19 protein-coding genes, 1 pseudogene and 1 riboswitch are annotated in these 17174 nt (G+C 69.1%); of the genes and pseudogenes, 12 read left to right on the top strand and 8 right to left on the bottom strand.

Annotation, left to right across the window (positions count from 1 at the left end; all coding sequences use genetic code 11):
* From ACWELJ_RS27760 to ACWELJ_RS27745, 4 genes and pseudogenes are all read left to right on the top strand, one after another.
* Positions 1–267, top strand: a pseudogene (locus ACWELJ_RS27760) (hypothetical protein); the annotation flags it as partial.
* A gap of 38 nt (positions 268–305) precedes the next feature.
* Positions 306–415, top strand: a riboswitch (SAM riboswitch).
* Between the two features lie 13 nt (positions 416–428).
* A complete protein-coding gene (locus tag ACWELJ_RS27755) occupies positions 429–1217 on the top strand; it encodes an AfsA-related hotdog domain-containing protein (RefSeq protein WP_452369074.1) in 789 nt (262 codons plus the stop codon).
* The gene (locus tag ACWELJ_RS27750; protein WP_452369073.1) at positions 1214–1933 is read left to right on the top strand and encodes an HAD family hydrolase; all 720 of its coding nucleotides are present in this window, start codon (positions 1214–1216) and stop codon (positions 1931–1933) included. Before ACWELJ_RS27755 ends, ACWELJ_RS27750 begins: the two co-directional genes overlap by 4 nt.
* On the top strand, positions 1927–2772 hold the full coding sequence (locus ACWELJ_RS27745; RefSeq protein ID WP_452369072.1) for a hypothetical protein: 846 nt from the start codon (positions 1927–1929) through the stop codon (positions 2770–2772). Before ACWELJ_RS27750 ends, ACWELJ_RS27745 begins: the two co-directional genes overlap by 7 nt.
* Positions 2773–2778: 6 nt before the next feature.
* Here ACWELJ_RS27745 and ACWELJ_RS27740 read toward each other — a convergent pair whose 3' ends face one another.
* Positions 2779–3204, bottom strand: a complete 426-nt coding sequence (locus ACWELJ_RS27740; protein WP_452369071.1) for a DoxX family protein — start codon at positions 3202–3204, stop codon at positions 2779–2781.
* 143 nt (positions 3205–3347) lie between these two features.
* Here ACWELJ_RS27740 and ACWELJ_RS27735 point away from each other — a divergent pair, with 143 nt between their 5' ends.
* Both ACWELJ_RS27735 and ACWELJ_RS27730 read left to right on the top strand, forming a co-directional pair.
* Positions 3348–4010, top strand: a complete 663-nt coding sequence (locus ACWELJ_RS27735; RefSeq protein ID WP_452369070.1) for a hypothetical protein — start codon at positions 3348–3350, stop codon at positions 4008–4010.
* Between the two features lie 76 nt (positions 4011–4086).
* A complete protein-coding gene (locus tag ACWELJ_RS27730; RefSeq protein WP_452369069.1) occupies positions 4087–4743 on the top strand; it encodes a hypothetical protein in 657 nt (218 codons plus the stop codon).
* A 3-nt stretch (positions 4744–4746) separates the two neighbouring features.
* Here ACWELJ_RS27730 and ACWELJ_RS27725 read toward each other — a convergent pair whose 3' ends face one another.
* Positions 4747–5760 (bottom strand): NADP-dependent oxidoreductase, encoded by a 1014-nt coding sequence (locus tag ACWELJ_RS27725; protein WP_452369068.1) that lies wholly within the window; start codon positions 5758–5760, stop codon positions 4747–4749.
* A 107-nt stretch (positions 5761–5867) separates the two neighbouring features.
* Between ACWELJ_RS27725 and ACWELJ_RS27720 the strand changes: the two genes are divergently transcribed.
* Positions 5868–6563, top strand: coding sequence for an LmeA family phospholipid-binding protein (locus ACWELJ_RS27720; RefSeq protein ID WP_452369067.1), 696 nt, complete (start codon positions 5868–5870; stop codon positions 6561–6563).
* Between the two features lie 31 nt (positions 6564–6594).
* Here the strand turns inward: ACWELJ_RS27720 and ACWELJ_RS27715 are convergent, their stop codons facing one another.
* Positions 6595–7839 carry an alpha/beta hydrolase family protein gene (locus ACWELJ_RS27715; protein ID WP_452369066.1) on the bottom strand — a complete coding sequence of 415 codons (1245 nt, stop codon included), beginning with the start codon at positions 7837–7839 and terminating at the stop codon, positions 6595–6597.
* Between the two features lie 76 nt (positions 7840–7915).
* Positions 7916–8557 (bottom strand): TetR/AcrR family transcriptional regulator, encoded by a 642-nt coding sequence (locus tag ACWELJ_RS27710; protein WP_452369065.1) that lies wholly within the window; start codon positions 8555–8557, stop codon positions 7916–7918.
* A gap of 75 nt (positions 8558–8632) precedes the next feature.
* On the opposite strand from ACWELJ_RS27710, the gene ACWELJ_RS27705 reads away from it, so the two are divergent.
* The 4 genes from ACWELJ_RS27705 (at position 8633) to ACWELJ_RS27690 (ending at position 12473) form a co-directional block, all read left to right on the top strand.
* Positions 8633–9655, top strand: a complete 1023-nt coding sequence (locus ACWELJ_RS27705) for a GlxA family transcriptional regulator (RefSeq protein ID WP_452369064.1) — start codon at positions 8633–8635, stop codon at positions 9653–9655.
* Positions 9656–9762: 107 nt separating this feature from the next.
* Positions 9763–10728, top strand: coding sequence for an alpha/beta hydrolase (locus ACWELJ_RS27700; RefSeq protein WP_452369063.1), 966 nt, complete (start codon positions 9763–9765; stop codon positions 10726–10728).
* Positions 10729–10757: 29 nt separating this feature from the next.
* Complete coding sequence (locus ACWELJ_RS27695) at positions 10758–11468, top strand: alpha/beta fold hydrolase (protein ID WP_452369062.1); 711 nt, start codon at positions 10758–10760, stop codon at positions 11466–11468.
* A 39-nt stretch (positions 11469–11507) separates the two neighbouring features.
* Positions 11508–12473 carry a DUF1152 domain-containing protein gene (locus ACWELJ_RS27690; RefSeq protein ID WP_452369061.1) on the top strand — a complete coding sequence of 322 codons (966 nt, stop codon included), beginning with the start codon at positions 11508–11510 and terminating at the stop codon, positions 12471–12473.
* On the opposite strand, the gene ACWELJ_RS27685 is transcribed toward ACWELJ_RS27690, so the two are convergent.
* Positions 12415–13101 carry a DUF4126 domain-containing protein gene (locus ACWELJ_RS27685; RefSeq protein WP_452369060.1) on the bottom strand — a complete coding sequence of 229 codons (687 nt, stop codon included), beginning with the start codon at positions 13099–13101 and terminating at the stop codon, positions 12415–12417. The two genes, ACWELJ_RS27690 and ACWELJ_RS27685, sit on opposite strands and share 59 nt — an antisense overlap.
* A 227-nt stretch (positions 13102–13328) precedes the next feature.
* On the opposite strand from ACWELJ_RS27685, the gene ACWELJ_RS27680 reads away from it, so the two are divergent.
* Positions 13329–14594: a lipopolysaccharide biosynthesis protein gene (locus tag ACWELJ_RS27680; protein ID WP_452369075.1), complete on the top strand. Its 1266-nt coding sequence runs from the start codon at positions 13329–13331 to the stop codon at positions 14592–14594.
* On the opposite strand, the gene ACWELJ_RS27675 is transcribed toward ACWELJ_RS27680, so the two are convergent.
* The 3 genes from ACWELJ_RS27675 to ACWELJ_RS27665 form a co-directional block, all read right to left on the bottom strand.
* Positions 14567–15784: a L,D-transpeptidase gene (locus tag ACWELJ_RS27675; protein WP_452369059.1), complete on the bottom strand. Its 1218-nt coding sequence runs from the start codon at positions 15782–15784 to the stop codon at positions 14567–14569. The genes ACWELJ_RS27680 and ACWELJ_RS27675 overlap by 28 nt on opposite strands.
* A 160-nt stretch (positions 15785–15944) precedes the next feature.
* On the bottom strand, positions 15945–16883 hold the full coding sequence (locus ACWELJ_RS27670; protein WP_452369058.1) for a metallophosphoesterase: 939 nt from the start codon (positions 16881–16883) through the stop codon (positions 15945–15947).
* Positions 16880–17174: cupredoxin domain-containing protein (locus ACWELJ_RS27665; RefSeq protein ID WP_452369057.1), on the bottom strand; the 295-nt coding region annotated here is incomplete at its 5' end. The genes ACWELJ_RS27665 and ACWELJ_RS27670, both read right to left, overlap by 4 nt.

The following is a 17174-nucleotide window of genomic DNA, read 5'->3' as shown; positions in this document are numbered from 1 at the left end:
GTGTGGTTGTTCGTGTTCGTCGCCGCCGTCGCGGTGGCCGCTCCCGCCGCCGTCCAGACCATCACGGCGCGCGCGGGTGCGGACCGCGGCGCGGCGACGGCGCTGTACACCTTCGCCCTGTTCGTCGGTGCGAGCGCGGGCCCACAGCTGGCCAATCTCACCGCCCGGCACGGCTATTCGGCCGTCGCATCGGCCGTCGCGGCGCTCGCGGCGACGGGCGCGGCGCTGGCCGCCGCGGCCGGGTTTCGATCGGCGTGGTCGAAATGATTCTCGAAAAGATCTGCGCTACATAGTGTTTCGATCACGGTCATGAGTTCCAGCGCGAAGCCCCGGCTCGCTGGGCGGCAACCCTCCGGGCGGTGGGGTGCTCCGGGTGACGACCGGATGGTGGCGAGCGTCGCCATAAGCGTCTTGTTCTCGGAGGGAAAATGTCTGTAGCTCAGCTCGATTCGGCGTCCGCGACCGTGGCGGAGGCGGCCGTCGCCGAGGTGCTGCTGGTGGCCGACCGGTTCCGCGGGATCGCCGCGGACCATCGCGCCTTCACCGTGTCCGGTCTGGTGGCCGCGCTGCGCGCGGGCCGCTGGCGGACGGCGGAGGAGCCGCTGACCGTGCGGCTCGGGCAGGGGGTCACCCGCCACGATCTCGACTACGTCGAGCATGTGGCGACCGGGCACGCCCCGGCCGGATTACGGGTGGCCGGAGCGGTCGCCGAACCGGCCCCGCGCCACCAGGTGCACAAGTATCAGCACTCGAATGTGCTGCTGGCCGGGCTGGTCCGGGAATCGGAGACCGCGTTCCGGGCGGATCTGCGGATCCACGGCGACAACGAACTACTGCTCGACCATCAGACCGGCGAGCACGTGCAGGGAATCGTGATCGTGGAGGCGGTACGCCAGCTGTTCCTCGGCGCGTTCGAGCTGGAGTACGGCCGACGCTGGCCCGAGAAGCACTTCTACATCGTGTGGAACAGCATCGCCTTGGAGTTCGAGTCCTTCCTGTTCCCGCTGCCCGCCACCCTGCACGCGACGCTGACCCCGGTGTCCATCGACGATCCCGGAAAGCTGGAATTCAGCATCGAGGTGGAGGTGCGTCAGCTCGGCCGCGTCGTCGCCACCACCCGGATCGGCTACGCCGCGCTGCCCAGCGAGCGCATCTCGCAGATCGAACGGCACAAGGCGGCCAAGGCGATCGCGGCCTACCTCGACGAGGTGGCATGAGCGCGGGCGCGGCGTTCTTCGACGTCGACGAAACCCTGATCACCGTCAAGAGCATGTTCGCGTTCCTGCGGTTCTGGCTGGCCGAGAACGGCGACGACGGCGGCGAATACGCGCGACTGACCGGGGAGATCCAGCAGCGGGCCGCCGCGGGCGCACCACGGGAGGAGGTGAATCGGCAGTACTACCAGGCCTATCGCGGAGTCGAGGCCACCGCGCTGGACGCGGCCGGGCAGCGCTGGTTCGCGGAATTCTCCGCCGGCGACACCGTCTACTACACCGACACGGTGGAAAGACTGCGCGCACACCGCGATTCCGGGCACGCCACGGTGCTGCTGTCGGGCTCGTTCGGCGCGGCCATCGCACCGGTGGCGGCGGCGGTCGGCGCCGACCACGTCATCGCCACCGTGCCCGTCGCCGACGCGGACGGCGTGCTCACCGGCGAGGTGTGGCGGCCCATGATCGGCGAGGCCAAGGCCACGGCCGTCACCGAGTTCCTGAGCGAACGGGGTATCCCGCGTGAGAACAGTTACGGCTACGGCGATCACGCCAGCGACCTGCCGTTCCTGCGGGCGGTCGCGCACCCCGGCTATCGCGGTGACGACGCCGTGCTCGCGGTCCACGGCACCGGCTGGCTGCACCTGTCCGATCGGGTCGGCGCGTCCGTCGGCGACCCGGGCCGATTTCTCTCCGACCAGGAGGTGCTCTCCGTATGGTGACCAAGCGCTACGAACTCACCCCCACCACCCAGGGGCCGCTCTACCCGCCGAGCGAAGTGCTCGACGCCCACGGCGATTTCATCGTCGTGGGGTACCTGACCGTGCCGGGGCCCGGGGGCACCGTCACCCGTCGCTGGGGTCGGGCCATCGTCGCGGCCGACACGCCCGTACCAGCCTTCGGTGCGCTGTCGGCGTACACGATCGTGCGGGAACTGCCCGACGAGTTGCCGGCGGCGGATGCGGCGGAAGTCCTGCACACGCTGCCGCTTCCGCTGCCCGCCAACAACTATCCGGTGGTCTTCGCGCCCGATCAGCTCCCCGAAGCCGCGAGCGTGACGCGGCCGAGCTACCCGTTCCACGAGACGCCCATCCCGGACCTCCGGCCCGAGGACGGACGCAAGCTGACCGGCCCGGTGACACTGGGGGACTGGCTGCGGGCGCGTGGCACCCTGGACGTGACCGTCGATCTCGACGATGCGCGGCAGGCGGAGTTCCGGTTCGAGTTCACCGGGCTCATCCCGGATTCGCTGTACACGGTGATGTCCTTGCGTGCCAAGGACTTGGACCCGGAGGCGCCCACCCGGCCCGGGCCGCTGGGCGTGCCCAATGTGTTCGTCACCGACGAGTACGGCGCGGCGAGCTACCGGGCGGTGCTGCCGAACCCGTTCCCGGATCCGGCGCTGCCGGGCGCGAATCGCATCATCAGTGTGGTCGTGCTCTGGCAGAGCTATCAGCAGAACTACGGCGGCGCGATAGGGCATTTCGGGCTGGGCGGTGATATCCACGCCCAGCTCAAACTGCCGGACCCGTCCTTCGACGGGTTCCTGACCACCGAGTGAGGCCGATCACCGCGCGGCGCGGTACACCCGTCGCGCGGTGATCACCAGCGGGATCTGGAGCGGGAGGCGGAGCAGGGCACCGGCTTTCAACGGCAGGGCGCGGTCGCTGCTGAGCCAGTCGTAGGCCATGTACAGGTTGCCGGGGAAGACCGCGATGAAGATCAGGGCCGCGAGCCGCGCACCCAGACCGCGGGTGCGCGGGATGGCGAGCAGGGCGCCGGCGGTGAGTTCGGCCGCTCCCGAGACGTGGGTGTAGGTGCGGGGTTGGCCCGGCAGCTGGGGTGGGATCAGGGTGTCGAAGGGCTTGGGCGTGAGGAAATGCAGGGTGCCCACGCCCAGCAGCAGGCCGGCGAGCGCGAGGGCGCGACCGCGAATTCCATTGGTGCCGACCGGTTGGAATGTCGCTGGAGAGTGCGACAGATCTGCTGTCATTCACGCAGCATAACCGGTTGGTATGTATTGTTCGGCGGGCGGCGAGGTTCCGCGCTCGACAGGGTGTGTCGGCGTGGAAGAGTGGCCGATCACCAAGGGATAGCGCACAATTAGGCTGCTGTCCGGGCCGAGCAGGGGAAGTTATGAAGGCGCACAAAGGGCTTGCCATGGCCCTGATGGTCCTGAGCTTGACGATCGGATGCTCGAAGGAGGCCGCCACACATCCGGCCAATGTTCCCGCCCAGGCGGTTCCGCAGCCCGCGCCCAAACAGAACGCCACCTCGATCCCGGCCGGCCCCGGACCCCAGGGCACCTACACCGTGCAGGCGCAGCCTGCGCCCGGCAGCTGCCACTATCGCAAGACCGCCGACGGTCAGCCGCTGCCCGACCCGGCCTGCACCCCGGGCGCGCGGAATCCCACAGTGACAGCGGCCAATCTGGCCGACACCATCTGTAAGTCGGGTTACACCGCCTCGATTCGGCCCAACAGCACGATCACCGGCCGGGAGAAGACCGAGAACATCAAGTCCTACGCCTACAACGGCGACCCGCGCGACGGCGAGTACGACCACCTCATCTCGCTCGAACTCGGCGGCGACCCCAATGACGCGCGCAACCTCTGGGTCGAGCCGCCGTCCCCGGGGCACAAGGACGGGGCGGGGCCGAACAACCCCAAGGACGGCGTCGAGTCCAAGCTGCACACCCTGATCTGCGACGGCAAGGTCGCGCTGAGCGACGCGCAGGTCGCCATCGCGACCGACTGGACGACCGCGCTCGCCACGGTGGGATTCCCCGACGGCAAGTGAGTCCGGGGTGCGCGTCGGCTCCGGCGTGCCGCCGCGAAACCGCCTCGCGCCGGTGCCACCGGCCTACGATCGAATGATGCCAGCGTCGCGAGACCGCTCGACAATGATCGAGGGCCGGGTCGTGCACAAGCTGAACAACGCCCTGGAGATCACCTTCAGTGTGGGGCCCGAGGACACGCTGGCCACGGGGGTGCAGGGCGCGGGCAACGGGCTCGGAGCCAAGGCCGCCATCCTGTTCGGCTTCAAGAACGGCGGCACCGGCAGGCATCGAATCACCTATACCGACGGCTCGGTGGTGTGGGTGGAATCCAAGTCCGCCGCGCCCACCGTGATCAGCCGTGGCGACGGCACCGCCGTCGGCTCGATCCAGCGCGCCGACACCTCCACCGCCGTCGGATCCACGGCGGGAACGCTTTTCCACTTCGTGCCCGACCCCGATGAGCCGCGCACCCCCGAGCTGTTCCGGCTGGTCGTGCTGGACCGCATGGGCGCCGAGGTGGGCCGGCTCGACGTGGTGCGCACCGCCGGCGGCTGGACGCTGGGGCGGCTGGTGAACGAGATCTACGACGAGTCGTTCTGGTGGGATCGAGCGGGACAGCCGCTGCCGGTACCGATCCTGGGCACCCGGCTGTGGCTGAAACACCCGCTCGACCCCGTGGAACGCGATGTGCTGCTGGGGGTGTGCGTGGATATCGCGCTCGGGCTGCGTCCCTACATCACCGCCATGCGCTAGGCGTCAGTCCGCGACCTTGATGATCAGCTTGCCGACGTTCTTGCCGGTGAGCAGACCCTGGAAGGCCTCGACCGCGTGCTCGAGGCCGTCGACGATGTCCTCCAGATAGGTGAGCTTGCCCTCCGCGATCCATTGCGCCGCGGTCGGTCGGAACTCGCCGATCTGATCCCAGAACTCCGACACGATGAAGCCGCGCACGGTCAGGCTCTTGCGCAGGATGTTCGAGGTAAGCAGCGGCAGCCGGTCCGGGCCGGGTGGCAGATCGGTGTCGTTGTAGTTGGCGACCAAGCCGCACAGGGGAACCCGGGCGTAGGTGTTCAGGCGCGGCAGCACCGCGTCGAAGACCGCGCCGCCGACATTCTCGAAGTAGACGTCGATACCGTCCGGGGTGGCGGCGGCCAGCTGCTCGGCGAAATCGGGTGCGCGATGGTCGATCGCGGCGTCGAAGCCGAAGCGCTCCCGCAGCAGCGCCACCTTCTCCGGGCCACCCGCGATGCCGACGGCCCGCGCGCCCTGAATCTTCGCGATCTGGCCGACCGTCGCGCCGACCGGGCCGGTGGCGGCCGCGACCACCACAGTCTGGCCCGGCTTCGGGCGGCCGATGGTGAGCAGGCCGGTGTAGGCGGTCAGCCCTGGCATGCCGAGCACGCCGAGCGCGGTGGTGAGCGGCGCGGCCGCCGGATCGAGCTTCTGCAGGGCCTGGACGTTCTCGATCGAATGCGTCTGCCATCCGGCCCAGCCGAGCACGATATCGCCGGGTCGCAGTGCCGGATCGGTGGATTCGATGACCCGCGAGACCGCGCCGCCGCACATGGTGTCGCCGACCTCGACCGGCGGTGCGTAGGACGGCGCGTCGCTCATCCGCCCGCGCATGTACGGGTCCAGCGACAGGTACAGCGTCTGCAACAGTGCCTCGCCCGGCCGCGGCGGCTCCAGCTCCACGGTCTCGGTCCGGAAGTTCTCCTGCTCGGGCATCCCGACCGGGCGGGAGGCGAGCACTATGCGGGTGGATTTCATGCGTACATTGTGGCGATTTCGTGGGCATTCGCGTCCGATTCCGCGCGCCCGTCCTCATCACCGGGATTCGCCAGCATGATGGGTGGCATGGCTGAACGGATGAACACATGCGCGGACTGCTGATCCTGCTGGTCGTGCTGGCGATCGCGCTGATCGTCGGCGACCGCGTCGCGGTCGGCATGGCCCAGAACGAGATCGCCCGCCAGATCGCCGCCGATTACAAATTGCCCGGCCAACCCAGGGTCACGATCGGCGGATTCCCCTTTCTGACTCAGGCGGTGGATGGCACGTACTCCGATATCGGCATCCGCATCGGCGATTGGAGCGACCCCGACATCTCGGTCCGCGACCTGAACGTCGAACTCGCCGATGTCTCCGCGCCTTTGGGCGACGTCATCGACAAGCGCACCGAGAATCTCACCGCCGCCACCGCCACCGCCACGGCCCGCGTCCCGTATGACACGGTCCAGCGGTACGCCCCGGCGGGCGTGGAATCCATCTCCGACAGCCCCGAGGGCCTGCGCGTCGCCGGGACCTTTCCCGTGGCCGGGATCCCGGTCCCCGCGACGGTCTTCGTCAGCGTCGCTCTCGCCGACAACGGCATCGTCGTGACCCCGACGTCCATCCAAGCCGCGGCGGGCGGCCCCACCCTGCCCCTGGCGACGCTCGGCGAATCCCTGACCTTCACGATCCCGCTGGAGAAACTTCCGCTGGGCGCCCGCCTCACCTCGATCCGGCCCGCCTCGGACGGCCTGCACGTCACCGCAGTCGCCCACACCGTCCACTTCTCCGACCTGTCCTGAGCCTCGGCGCGGCCAGGCCGGAGTCGCCCGCTCAGCGGCCGAACAGCTTGTTCACCCAAGCGAGGACGTCCGCGGAGGAAGCCGCGATCAGCGAGCGGTGGTCGACATCCGGATAGGTCTTGTACGTCACAGGCCGCCCCGCCACCTGCATCTGGGCCACCATCGCATCGGTGGCGGTCGGCGGCACCACCGTGTCCGCCTTCCCCTGCGCGACGTACAAGGGAGTCGAGAACTTCAGCGAGCTCGGATCGTTCGCGTCCAGGATCGAGCGCAACGCCGACGTGTCGGCGCCCGAGGCGAAGGTCTGATTGAACGGCAGCTGCCCCCACTGGCTCTGACGCAGCTGATCGATGCAGTCCGTCTGCGCCAGCGGCATCAAGCTCGCCGCCGCGGGAGTCAAGATGCTGGGCAGGTGAATATCCCCGGCCGTCGAAGCGCCGGTCAGGATCAGCGGAGTGAACGCGCTCGGCGCACTACCGGTGAGGGCGGCACTCCCGCTGCCCGCACTGCCTGTCCCGGCACTACCGCTCAGCAGGCTCCCCAACGGTGACCCCGTCACCGCGTACGCCGCCCCGACATGCGAGGCCGGAGCCAAGGCCACCGCCCCCAGCAGCGTCGACCCCGGCGCCCACTCCCGCGCCTGCGCATCGGACCACACCGCCGCGTGACCACCCTGTGAATGCCCCGCCGCGACCCACTTCGACCCGACCGACGGATCCAATTCCCGTGCCGCGGTGACAATGTCGGCAACGGCCCGAGCCTCGGCGGTCCCGATCAGATAGCCGTGCTCCCCGGGCGTGCCCAACCCCTGATAGTCGGTCTTCAACACCGCGTACCCGGCCGAAACCCATTGCGCCAGCGTCTGATCGGTCAGCGAGGTGTAGGGATGGGAAGGATAGCTGGAATCCGAATCCATCGACGGTGCACAGACATCCGCGGTTCCCGTGGTGCCGTGCGCCCACGAGATCACCGGCCACCCGCCGGCCGGCGGCGTTCCGGCGGGAACCGACACGACCCCCGACACCGCGACGGTGTTGCCCTGCAGATCAACCGACCGATACAGCACCTTCGTGTTCGTGGCCCCCGGCAATCCGGGACTTCCCGTCACAGGCGTGGACCAGATCAGCGATCCGTGCGCGCCGGGCACCATCGCGGCGGGCGGGTTGTAGAACGCGGCGCCATCCGGCCCCGCCGGACTATCCGCCCCCGCCTGCCCCGGCGCCGCGAGGGCGGCGCAGGCGACCGCCACGGCCAGAATCGGACCCCGAACCTTCATGAGAAGCAGTTCCTTTCGACTGATCGGCCGATTGAACCCGAGCCGCGACCCGAAGTCAACGAATATCGACTGCTCACTACATTAATTCGCGGGATGCCGCCACCGTTGGGGGAGTTCGGTTCTGGGGCAGGTCGGCCCAGGCCGGGGGAAGGATCTCGCAGGAGACGTCGGCGATTTCGCTCAGGCGCGACGGGGGCACGCCCATGCGGCTCAATTGGATGAGCCCCTGGGTGGTCATGATGATGCCGGCGCCGAGGGTGGCGAGCAGGGCGTCGTCGGGTTCGGTCATGGCGGGGCGGAGACGTTGGGCCACCGCGGATTCCATCGCCGTCGTTGTCCGGGTGGCGATGGCGGCGACCTCGGGAATGCGGGTGGCGAGGTTGGCGATGCTGTTGAGCATCAGGCAGCCGCGGTGGTCGGGGTGGGCGGCGCAGTCGTCGATGACGGCTCGGCAGAGGGCGCGGACCGCGTCGCGGGCGGAGCCGGGCGCCGACTCGACGGTCTCGCGCACGAAGCGGGCGCGTTGCTCGCAGTAACGTTCGAAGGCGGCCAGGAACAGACCGCGTTTGCTGGTGTAGGCGGCGTAGATGCTGCCGTTGCCGATGCCGGTCGCGCGCGAGACGTCCTCGACCGACGTGGTGTCGAAACCCTTCGCCCAGAAGAGTTCCACCGCGGCGTCGAGCAAGGCCTGCTCGTCGAACTGCCGTGGTCTGCCCATGGGGATCACCGTATCAATCTGCGATCTGGCGCACTCCGCTTGTTCTGGAGGCTCACCTCCAGAATACTGGTGGACATGTCAGCCAAATCTTCCGGTCCGAACCGCCGACGGGTGGGGATCCTCGTCTTCGATGGTGTGAAGATGCTCGACTTCGCCGGTCCCGCGGAGGTCTTCATGGAGGCCAACCAGGCGGTGCACGACTACGACGTGGTGTTGCTCTCGCCGGACGGGCGGGAGGTGCAGACCTCGATCGGCGCGAAGGTGGCGGTGAACGCGGCCGCGGCCGAGGCCGGGCGGTTCGACACCGTCGTCGTCCCCGGCAGTGAGCTGCCCGCGTCGGTCTTCGTGACGCCGGCCGTGCTGGCGGCGGCCCGGCATCTGTCCGCGCGCACCCGGCGGCTGGTGTCGATCTGCAGTGGGACCGCGGTGCTGGCCGAACTCGGCCTGCTGGACGGGCGGCGCGTGACCACGCACTGGAAGTTCGCACCGGATCTGGCCCGGCGGTTCCCAGCGGTCGAGGTGGACGCCGACGCCATCTTCGTGCGAGACGGAAACCTCTACAGCTCGGCCGGAGTCGCGGCGGGCGTGGATCTGGCGCTCGCGCTGGTGGAGGAGGATCACGGTGCGGACGTGGCGCGGCGGACGGCGCAGTTGCTGGTGGTGTACATGCAGCGGGCGGGCGGGCAGTCGCAGTTCTCGGCCTCGCTGACCGGTCCGGTGCCGCGCAGCCCGCTGGTGCGCCGGGTCGTCGATCTCGTCTGCGCGGATCCGGCCTTCCCACATACGGTGACGACCCTGGCGGCGCACGCGCAGGTGAGCGTGCGGCATCTGACCCGGCTGTTCCGATCCGAACTCGAGCGCTCACCGGCCGAATACGTGGCCTTCATCCGGTTCGGCGTCGCGCGCGACCTGCTGCACGCCGGGTCCACGGTGACCGAGGCCGCCATGGCCGCGGGCTACGGCAGCAGTGAGGCGCTGCGCCGGGCTTTCGTTGCGCGCCTGGGTGTTTCGCCGCGCAGTTACCAACAGCGTTTCCGGACGACCGGCTCGGCGAACTGGATGGACGGCCCGGAATCGGCGATCGCGGCCGTGTCCTGAATCGTGGATTTCGCGGCCCACAGCGCGGGGCGGCGCGAGGTGCTTCCGGACGAAAATGACTACCGTGGCGCCCGCCCCCATCACCGGCGTCGCGGAAAGGATCATTCATGTCCGGAAACCCGCACCACCTCTCGCTCGAACCGGCCGCCCAGGAGTTCGTGGACGCCACCTCGCAGCCGCCGTTCCTGTACCAGCTGCCTCCCGAGGAGGGGCGCAAAGCCGTTGACTCGGTGCAGGATTCGCCCATCTTCAAGCCGGAGATCGACGAGGAGTGGATCACCGTCGAGGGCGGTCCCACCGGATCGGTGCGCGCCCGCATCGTCAAACCCCAGGGCGTGACCGAGCCGCTGCCGGTGATCGTCTACACGCACGGCGCGGGCTGGGTCTTCGGCGACGCGCACACTCACGACCGGCTGGTGCGCGACCTCGCGGTCGGCGCGCGGGCAGCCGTCGTGTTCCCCGAATACGATCGCTCGCCGGACGTGCGGTACCCGGTCGCCAACGAGCAGTCGTATCGAATCGCGCAGTGGGTCACCACCGATGGCGCGAGCAAGGGCCTCGACGCCACGCGGCTGGCCGTCGCCGGTGACTCGGTCGGCGGCAATATGGCCATCGCGCTGACCCTCATGGCCAAGGAGCGCGGCGACGTCACCTTCGCCCAGCAGGTGCTGTTCTACCCGGTGACCGACGCCAGCTTCGACACCGGCTCCTACCGGCAGTTCGCCGAGGGCTACTTCCTGACCCTCGAGGGCATGAAGTGGTTCTGGGACCAGTACACCACCAGCGCCGAGGACCGCGCCCGCATCGACGTCTCGCCGCTGCGCGCCACCGCCGACCAGCTCGCCGGGCTGCCGCCCGCCCTGGTCATCACCGCCGAGGCCGATGTGCTGCGCGACGAGGGTGAGGCGTACGCCGCGAAGCTGCGCGCCGCCGGCGTCCCCGTCACCCAGGTGCGCTACGGCGGCATCATCCACGACTTCGTCATGGTCAACGCCCTGCACGACACGCACGCCGCGAAAGCCGCTGTGGCCCAGGCCGTCGCGACCCTGCGCGCGGCGCTGTACCCGGCCTGACCATCGAACCCAGCTCAGGAGCACACCCTATGACCACAACCCCGACCGTCGTCCTGGTACACGGGGCGTTCGCCGATTCCTCCAGCTGGAACGGCGTCATCGAAACCCTGGCCGCCGAGGGCATTCCGGTCCTCGCGGCGGCCAACCCCCTGCGCGGGCTCACCTCCGACGCCGACTACATCGCCTCCGTCGTCGACAGCGTCGACGGCCCGGTGGTGCTGGTCGGGCATTCCTACGGCGGCAGCGTCATCAGCGTTGCCGCACAAGGGAAGTCGCAGGTCACCGCGCTGGTCTACGTGGCGGCCTTCATTCCCGAGATCGGGGAGAGCGCACTGGAACTGACCGACAAGTTCCCGGGCTCCACCCTCGGCCCGACCACCCGCCCCGCGACCTACCGCGGCACCGACGGCAGCGAAGCGACCGAGCTCTACATCCGCCGGGAAGAGTTCCCCCAGCAGTTCGCCGCCGACGTCCCCACCGCCGCCACCATGGCGGTGACCCAGCGCCCGGTCGCCCTCGCCGCCCTGGCGGAACCGGCCGCGGCCGCCGCCTGGCGAACCATCCCGGCCTTCGCCCTGCTCACCACCGCCGACAAGAACATTCCCGTCGCGGCCCAGCGTTTCATGGCCGAACGCGCCGACGCCCACACCATCGAGGTCGACGCCTCCCATGCCGTCACGGTCTCCCGCCCCGACGCGGTCGCCGGCCTCATCCTGCGCGCGGTCCGTCCCGACCGCTGAGCCCCCGTTCCGCCACGAAGCCTGCCTACACTGGGCCCGGTGTCAGCACCTACCTTGTTCGATACTCCGGTCCTGCGTCGGCTGCGGGACTGTGAGCGGGTTCTGATCGCCGGGGCCGGTGGGGGTTTCGACGTGCTCAGCGGCCTGCCGATCGCGCTGTCACTGATCGAACGAGGATGCACGGTGTTCCTCGCGAATCTGACCTGCACCGCCGCCAAGCACACGACGGCGGTGCAGGTCGGACCGGGCGTTTTCGAAGCGCGCCCGAATTCCGATGGGCCGCGGCCCTATTTCCCGGAGAGGCATCTCGCCGCGTGGCTGGCGGAGCGCGGATATGGCGACCGGGTCTACATGGTCAAAAAGGGTGGGACGAAAGCGGTTCGCGCGGCTTATCGGTGGCTGGCGGCGGAATTGAAGGTCGACGGGGTGGTTCTGGTCGACGGTGGAACCGACCTGCTGATGACCGGAGACGAGGCCGGGCTGGGAACTCCGGTGGAGGACATCACCAGTCTGCTGGCGGTGGCAGCGCTGGATGTGCCGGTCAAGGTGGTCGCGTGTGTCGGTTTCGGAGTGGACGCGCATCACGGGCTGTGCCATGCGCATTTTCTGGAGAACGTGGCAGCCCTGGCCAAAATGGGTGCCTACCATGGGGTTTTCGCCTTGACGCCGGGGATTCGGGCCGTGGACGAATGGCTCGGGGCGGTGGCGTTCGTGCAGGGGAACACGCCTGATCGGGAGAGCATCGTGTGTGCGTCGATCACCGACGCGGCGCGTGGGGAGTTCGGGGATCACCGGTCGGTGCCGCGGACTCGGAGCGGGGACTACGAGCTGTTCGTCAATCCGCTGATGTCGATGGTGTGGGGGTTCGACCTGGACGCGGTGGCGGGACGGGTGCTGTACCGCGACGAGATCGAGGACGCCGCGACGCCGTACGAGGTCGCGGCGGCTATCGAGGCGTTCCGGGATCGGATTCCGTTGCGGGCGCGGCGGGCGATTCCCGGGTGACGGAACCGGGTCGGGGTCGCGGCTGTAGTCGGTCCGTTTGGCGGTTCTTGCGGGCGCGGCGGGTGCGCAGCCAGCGCCGTGCCCGGAGCGCCAGCCAGCCCAGGAAGAGGAGCAGTAGCAGGATGGCGGCGAAGGCGAGTACGGGGACGGCCAGGGCCAGGACGGTGAGCAGCAGGGAGGTGCCGTCCTCGGCGGTGGAGACCACCGGGTTGCCCACGCCCGCAGTGGTTCCCGTGACGAAGGGGCGGGCGACCGTGCGGCCCGCGTGCACGCTGCCCGCGGTGACCGCTCCGAGGATCGCGGTGACGGCGGGCGGGAGGTTGGCGGAGATGCTGGTCTCGGCGGTGAAGAGGATCGCGCCGGACACGGGAGCCACCAGGGTGCCGATGGCGTGCAGGACCGAGTCGATCGCGGGGATCTTGTCGCCGATGAGGTCGAACACGAGCAGCAGGGCGATCACGACCAGGGCCGGGGTGGAGGAGAGCCAGCCGTAGGAGGAGCCGAGGTCGATCCAGCCCATGCGGTCGGCGGCGCCCACCACCAGCAGGGGCAGCCAGGCATTGAGCCCCGCGGCGCCCGACAATCCGAAGGCGCCGAGGATCGCGCCGACGGCCGATGTGATCTCCATGCGACCAGTGTGCAGGCAGCGGCGGGAGCGGGCCGGTATTTGGGGCGGTCGCGGGTCCGGTTGCGGGACTGAACGGTTCATTTGAACAGGGCGTTACGGTTTCCCCCAACCGGGCGGGATCGGTGGCGGGCGGGGAGGCGCGGCGGGAGAATTTCGTCGTCGGCCCGGGGCACGCGGTCGGGGAGAAAGGGACCGCCATGGCGGAGCGGCGACAACTCGGTGGCGCATTGGTCGGACGCGTGCGCGCGAAGGTGGCCGAGGATGGGCTGCTGTCGGTCCTGCGGGACATCGGGTTCGTCAGCCTCGGCAAGTACGGGCAGTTCCTGGTCACCGCGGTGACGGTGCCGCTGACCGCGCGGACGCTCGGGGTGAGCGGCGTCGGGCTGCTGGCCATCGGGATGTCGGCGTACTTCCTCGGATCACTGGTCGTCGACCTCGGGATCAACACCTTCCTGGCCGCGCTGCTGGGCGATGACGGGCTCGATGAACTGCGCGGGAGTTACCTCGCGGTGCGGGCGGCCGGGCTCGGCGCGCTCGGGATCGCGCTCGCGGCGGGACTGTCGTTCGGCGCCGGGGCGCACCTGCGCATGATCCTGCTCGGATTGTTCGTCGGCGGCTTCCTGTCGATGTCCGAGGACTGGCTGCTGGTGGGGCAGGCCAGATTCGGGGCCTCGATGTCGTATCAGATCGCCGGGCGGGTGGTGTATCTCGTGCTGCTGGTCGGGGTGCTGCCGCGGCTGCCGCACGCCGAGACGGTGCTGGTGTGCCTGCTGCTGTCGTCCGTGGTCACGGTCGCGCTGACCTGGCGGGACGCGAACCAGCGGTTCGGGAAACCGGGGCGGCCGAGCGAAGTGGTGATGATTCTGCGCAAGGGCGCGCCCGTGCTCGCCGCACGGCTGCTGGTCACCAGCTACGGGCAGGGGACGGCCACCGTGTACTCCTCGGTGCTCGACGCCGCCTCGCTCGGGTTGTATTCGGCGGGCGACAAACTCGTGCGCGCCACCCAGTCGCTGCTGGATCCGATCGGGCTGGCACTGCTGCCGCGGATGGCGCGCGAACGCACCGATCCCGGCTTCTGGCGGCACGAGTTGCGCGCCCTGGCCGCCTGCGTGATGGTGGCGGCGGTCGCGGTGGCGGGGATCTGGCTCGCCGCGCCGCTGGCGGTGCGGGTCATCTACGCCGACGACTTCCGCGCCGTGGTGCCGATGCTGCGGGTCGAGGTGTGCGTCCTGGTCGCCACCGCCACCACCTCGTTCGTCACCACCGCGATCCTGCCGGTCCGCCAGGACACCGTCGGCATCATGATCGGCGCGGTGATCGGGACCGCGGTGGCGGCCACCGCCCTGCTGCTCACCCTGCGCACCCACTCGGTGTGGACGCTGGTGTGGGGCACGGTGGCCGCCGAATTCTGTGTCGCGGCCTGGTATCTCGCGCGCACCGGGCAACTGGCCGCGCGCGAGCGGCGTCAGCCGGCGCTACCGGCCAGCCACTGATCCCACGGCAGCGTCCAGTCGCCGTTCTGCCACACCTCGAGCGGCGCGCCACCGGTATTGCGCACCTCCACCACATCGCCGGGCTGCGCGAAGTTGAAGAACCACTGCGCGTTGTCGAGATTGAGGTTGAGGCAACCGTGCGAGAGGTTGGTATTGCCCTGCGCCCACACCGTGGAGTCGAGCTGATGCAGGTAGATGCCGTCGGTGCTGATGCGGGTGGCCCAGCCGATGGTCTCCTTGTAGCCGAGCCGCGAATTGATCGGCAGGCCGTAGGAGGAGGAGTCCATGATCACCGGGTTGGCCTTGTCCATCACCGTGTAGGTGCCGGGCATGGTCCAGAACGTGAACGTCTTGCCCGCGACCGTCTCGGAGCCGCCGCGCCCCATGGAGGTGGGCATGGTGCGGATCAGCTGACCGTTCTCGAACACCTGCACCTGTTTGGTGTTGTCGTCGGCGATGGACACGTGCGAGGGCCCGATCACGAAGTGCGACTTCGCGTCCTCCTGCCCGAACAGCCCGTTGCCGACCTCCACGCCGTACAGGTTGGCCGCCACGTTCACCTTGGTGCCGGTCTTCCAGTACTCCTTGGGCCGCCAGTGCGCGTTGCGGTTGTCGAGCCAGTACCAGGAGCCCTCCACCGGCGGATCGGTGGTGACGACCAGCCGCTTCTGCGCGGCCGCCCGGTCCGGGATGTCCTCGTCGAAGTGCGCGACGATGACCATGCCCACACCGTAGCTGTTGCCGTCGACGATGGCCTGCCCGCCCGTGGTGTTCAGATACACCTTGGTCTGGTTCTTCGGGTTGATGGTGGTGAAGGTGGAGGTGACCGGCCCGGTGGGACCGGTCACGTCGACGCCGGAAGCCTTCAGCGTGTAGGTGCGGCCGTAGCCGAGCTGGTCGTTGGGCTTCCACGCGGTCTTGTCCGGCGTGTAGGTGCCCTCGATGACCTTGCCGTCCTCATTGGTGAGCACGACATCGGTCAGCACGCCCCCGGTGGTGCTCACCTTCACCGGCGCCGACGGATCCACCTTGTCCGAGCCCGGCGCGGGCGACACCACGATGGACTGCTCGACCGGCGTGCGCGGACCGACCTTCCCGCTCGGGAGATTGGACGAGCAGGCCGCCAGCACCAGCGCGAGCGTGACCAATACGCTCGCTGCGGCGTTCGTCCGAAAACGGCGGGGTGGCATGGCTTCCCTCCTGTAATCGCCGTGCGCCGCATCGCTGCACAGCATCTTGTTACTGCCCAGCCTAGTAGATTACTCGCCGTTTTCGATCATCCATCACCAGGTCATCCCTGTGAAATGACACTCGTGTGAGACCCGCGAGCGACACGCCGGTCGGCAGTGGTCATTTCAACGTCTGCTCCTTGATAGCGAGTTGCTGTTGCCCCTTCTGGAAGGTCACCTCGCGAATTCCCAGCGCCTGGTGCAGCTTGCCCGCCGGCAGCGTCACCGGCTTGGGCGCGGGCCCGTCGCCGGGCTTGGGCAGGGGATAGGCGGTGGTGGTGCCGCTGTAGAAGGTGACATTGCCCTCGGTCTTCGTGAACAACTGGTGCACATGGCCGTTGAGGCAGGTGACCGACGAGAACCGCTTCAGGTAGCTGAGCGCCTGCGTGGCATCGTCTGTGCCCCAGCCCCATTGGGGGTACATGGCGAACAGTGGGATGTGGCTGAACACGATGATCGGTGTGTCGCTGGACAATCCGGCCACGTCCTTCTGGACGAAGTCGAGCTGATCCTGCCCGAGATGGCCCAGGTTCTTCAGGTTGAGGGTGTTGACCAACCCGATCACGTGGACGCCCGCGATGTCGAAGCTGTACCAGCCGTCACCGCGGGTGCCGCCGCCGAACACCGACCGGTACCGCGAGCCGCCGTCATCGCTCGAATCATGTTCTCCCGGAACCGTGAACACGTGCGGCGTCGACAACCCGCCCATCATCTGCTTGACCTGATCGAACTGCTCCGCGGTCGCGAGGTGAGTCAGATCACCGGTGTGGATCACGAAATCGGGCTGATAGCCCAGCGAATTCACCTGCGCGATCGCCTCGGAGAAGGTGTCGGTGACACTCGTGTTCGCGGTCCCGGTGAATCCGATGTGGCTGTCGCTGACCTGCGCGAACCGCAGCGTCGGCCGTGCCGGGGCGGCCAGTGCGCTGCCCGCCACGTGCGAGACCACCTCGCCGCCCACCACCGCCAGGCCCACCGCCGCGCCGAACCAGGCGCTGTGCCGCATCAGCTGGCGGCGCGTCATCCGCTGCGGATCGCGGGCGTCCTCCTCGGTGCTCATGGCGTCACCACCACGGTCGCGTGCATGAACGGATGGATCGAGCAGACGTAGGCGAAGGTGCCCGGTTTGGGGAAGGTGAACGTGTAGGTCGCGCCCGTCCCCAGCGTCGGCGACCGGAAGGTCCCGTCGTCGGCGACCACCGTGTGCGGCTCCTCGTCCTTGTTGGTCCAGGTCACCGTGGTTCCGGCCGTGACGGTCAGCGAACCGGGACCGAACGCGAAATTGTCGATGGCGACGGCATCGGGCCCGGCCGGCGCCGCGGGCGCCCCGGCGGCGGGGGTGCCCGCCGCC

This window comes from Nocardia sp. NPDC004582, from assembly GCF_053602115.1.
The sequence above is the reverse complement of the archived record's forward strand: the minus strand, read 5'-3'. Positions and strand labels throughout refer to the sequence as shown.

Excerpts from the sequence above, each read along its gene's own strand:
- ACWELJ_RS27670 (WP_452369058.1), bottom strand. The coding sequence starts at position 16,883 with ATGAGCACCGAGGAGGACGCCCGCGATCCGCAGCGGATGACGCGCCGC.
- ACWELJ_RS27685 (WP_452369060.1), bottom strand. The coding sequence starts at position 13,101 with ATGGAGATCACATCGGCCGTCGGCGCGATCCTCGGCGCCTTCGGATTG.
- ACWELJ_RS27715 (WP_452369066.1), bottom strand. The coding sequence starts at position 7,839 with ATGAAGGTTCGGGGTCCGATTCTGGCCGTGGCGGTCGCCTGCGCCGCC.
- ACWELJ_RS27675 (WP_452369059.1), bottom strand. The coding sequence starts at position 15,784 with ATGCCACCCCGCCGTTTTCGGACGAACGCCGCAGCGAGCGTATTGGTC.
- ACWELJ_RS27735 (WP_452369070.1), top strand. The coding sequence starts at position 3,348 with ATGAAGGCGCACAAAGGGCTTGCCATGGCCCTGATGGTCCTGAGCTTG.
- ACWELJ_RS27700 (WP_452369063.1), top strand. The coding sequence starts at position 9,763 with ATGTCCGGAAACCCGCACCACCTCTCGCTCGAACCGGCCGCCCAGGAG.
- ACWELJ_RS27695 (WP_452369062.1), top strand. The coding sequence starts at position 10,758 with ATGACCACAACCCCGACCGTCGTCCTGGTACACGGGGCGTTCGCCGAT.
- ACWELJ_RS27750 (WP_452369073.1), top strand. The coding sequence starts at position 1,214 with ATGAGCGCGGGCGCGGCGTTCTTCGACGTCGACGAAACCCTGATCACC.
- ACWELJ_RS27755 (WP_452369074.1), top strand. The coding sequence starts at position 429 with ATGTCTGTAGCTCAGCTCGATTCGGCGTCCGCGACCGTGGCGGAGGCG.
- ACWELJ_RS27730 (WP_452369069.1), top strand. The coding sequence starts at position 4,087 with ATGCCAGCGTCGCGAGACCGCTCGACAATGATCGAGGGCCGGGTCGTG.
- ACWELJ_RS27705 (WP_452369064.1), top strand. The coding sequence starts at position 8,633 with ATGTCAGCCAAATCTTCCGGTCCGAACCGCCGACGGGTGGGGATCCTC.
- ACWELJ_RS27740 (WP_452369071.1), bottom strand. The coding sequence starts at position 3,204 with ATGACAGCAGATCTGTCGCACTCTCCAGCGACATTCCAACCGGTCGGC.
- ACWELJ_RS27745 (WP_452369072.1), top strand. The coding sequence starts at position 1,927 with ATGGTGACCAAGCGCTACGAACTCACCCCCACCACCCAGGGGCCGCTC.
- ACWELJ_RS27725 (WP_452369068.1), bottom strand. The coding sequence starts at position 5,760 with ATGAAATCCACCCGCATAGTGCTCGCCTCCCGCCCGGTCGGGATGCCC.
- ACWELJ_RS27710 (WP_452369065.1), bottom strand. The coding sequence starts at position 8,557 with ATGGGCAGACCACGGCAGTTCGACGAGCAGGCCTTGCTCGACGCCGCG.
- ACWELJ_RS27720 (WP_452369067.1), top strand. The coding sequence starts at position 5,868 with ATGCGCGGACTGCTGATCCTGCTGGTCGTGCTGGCGATCGCGCTGATC.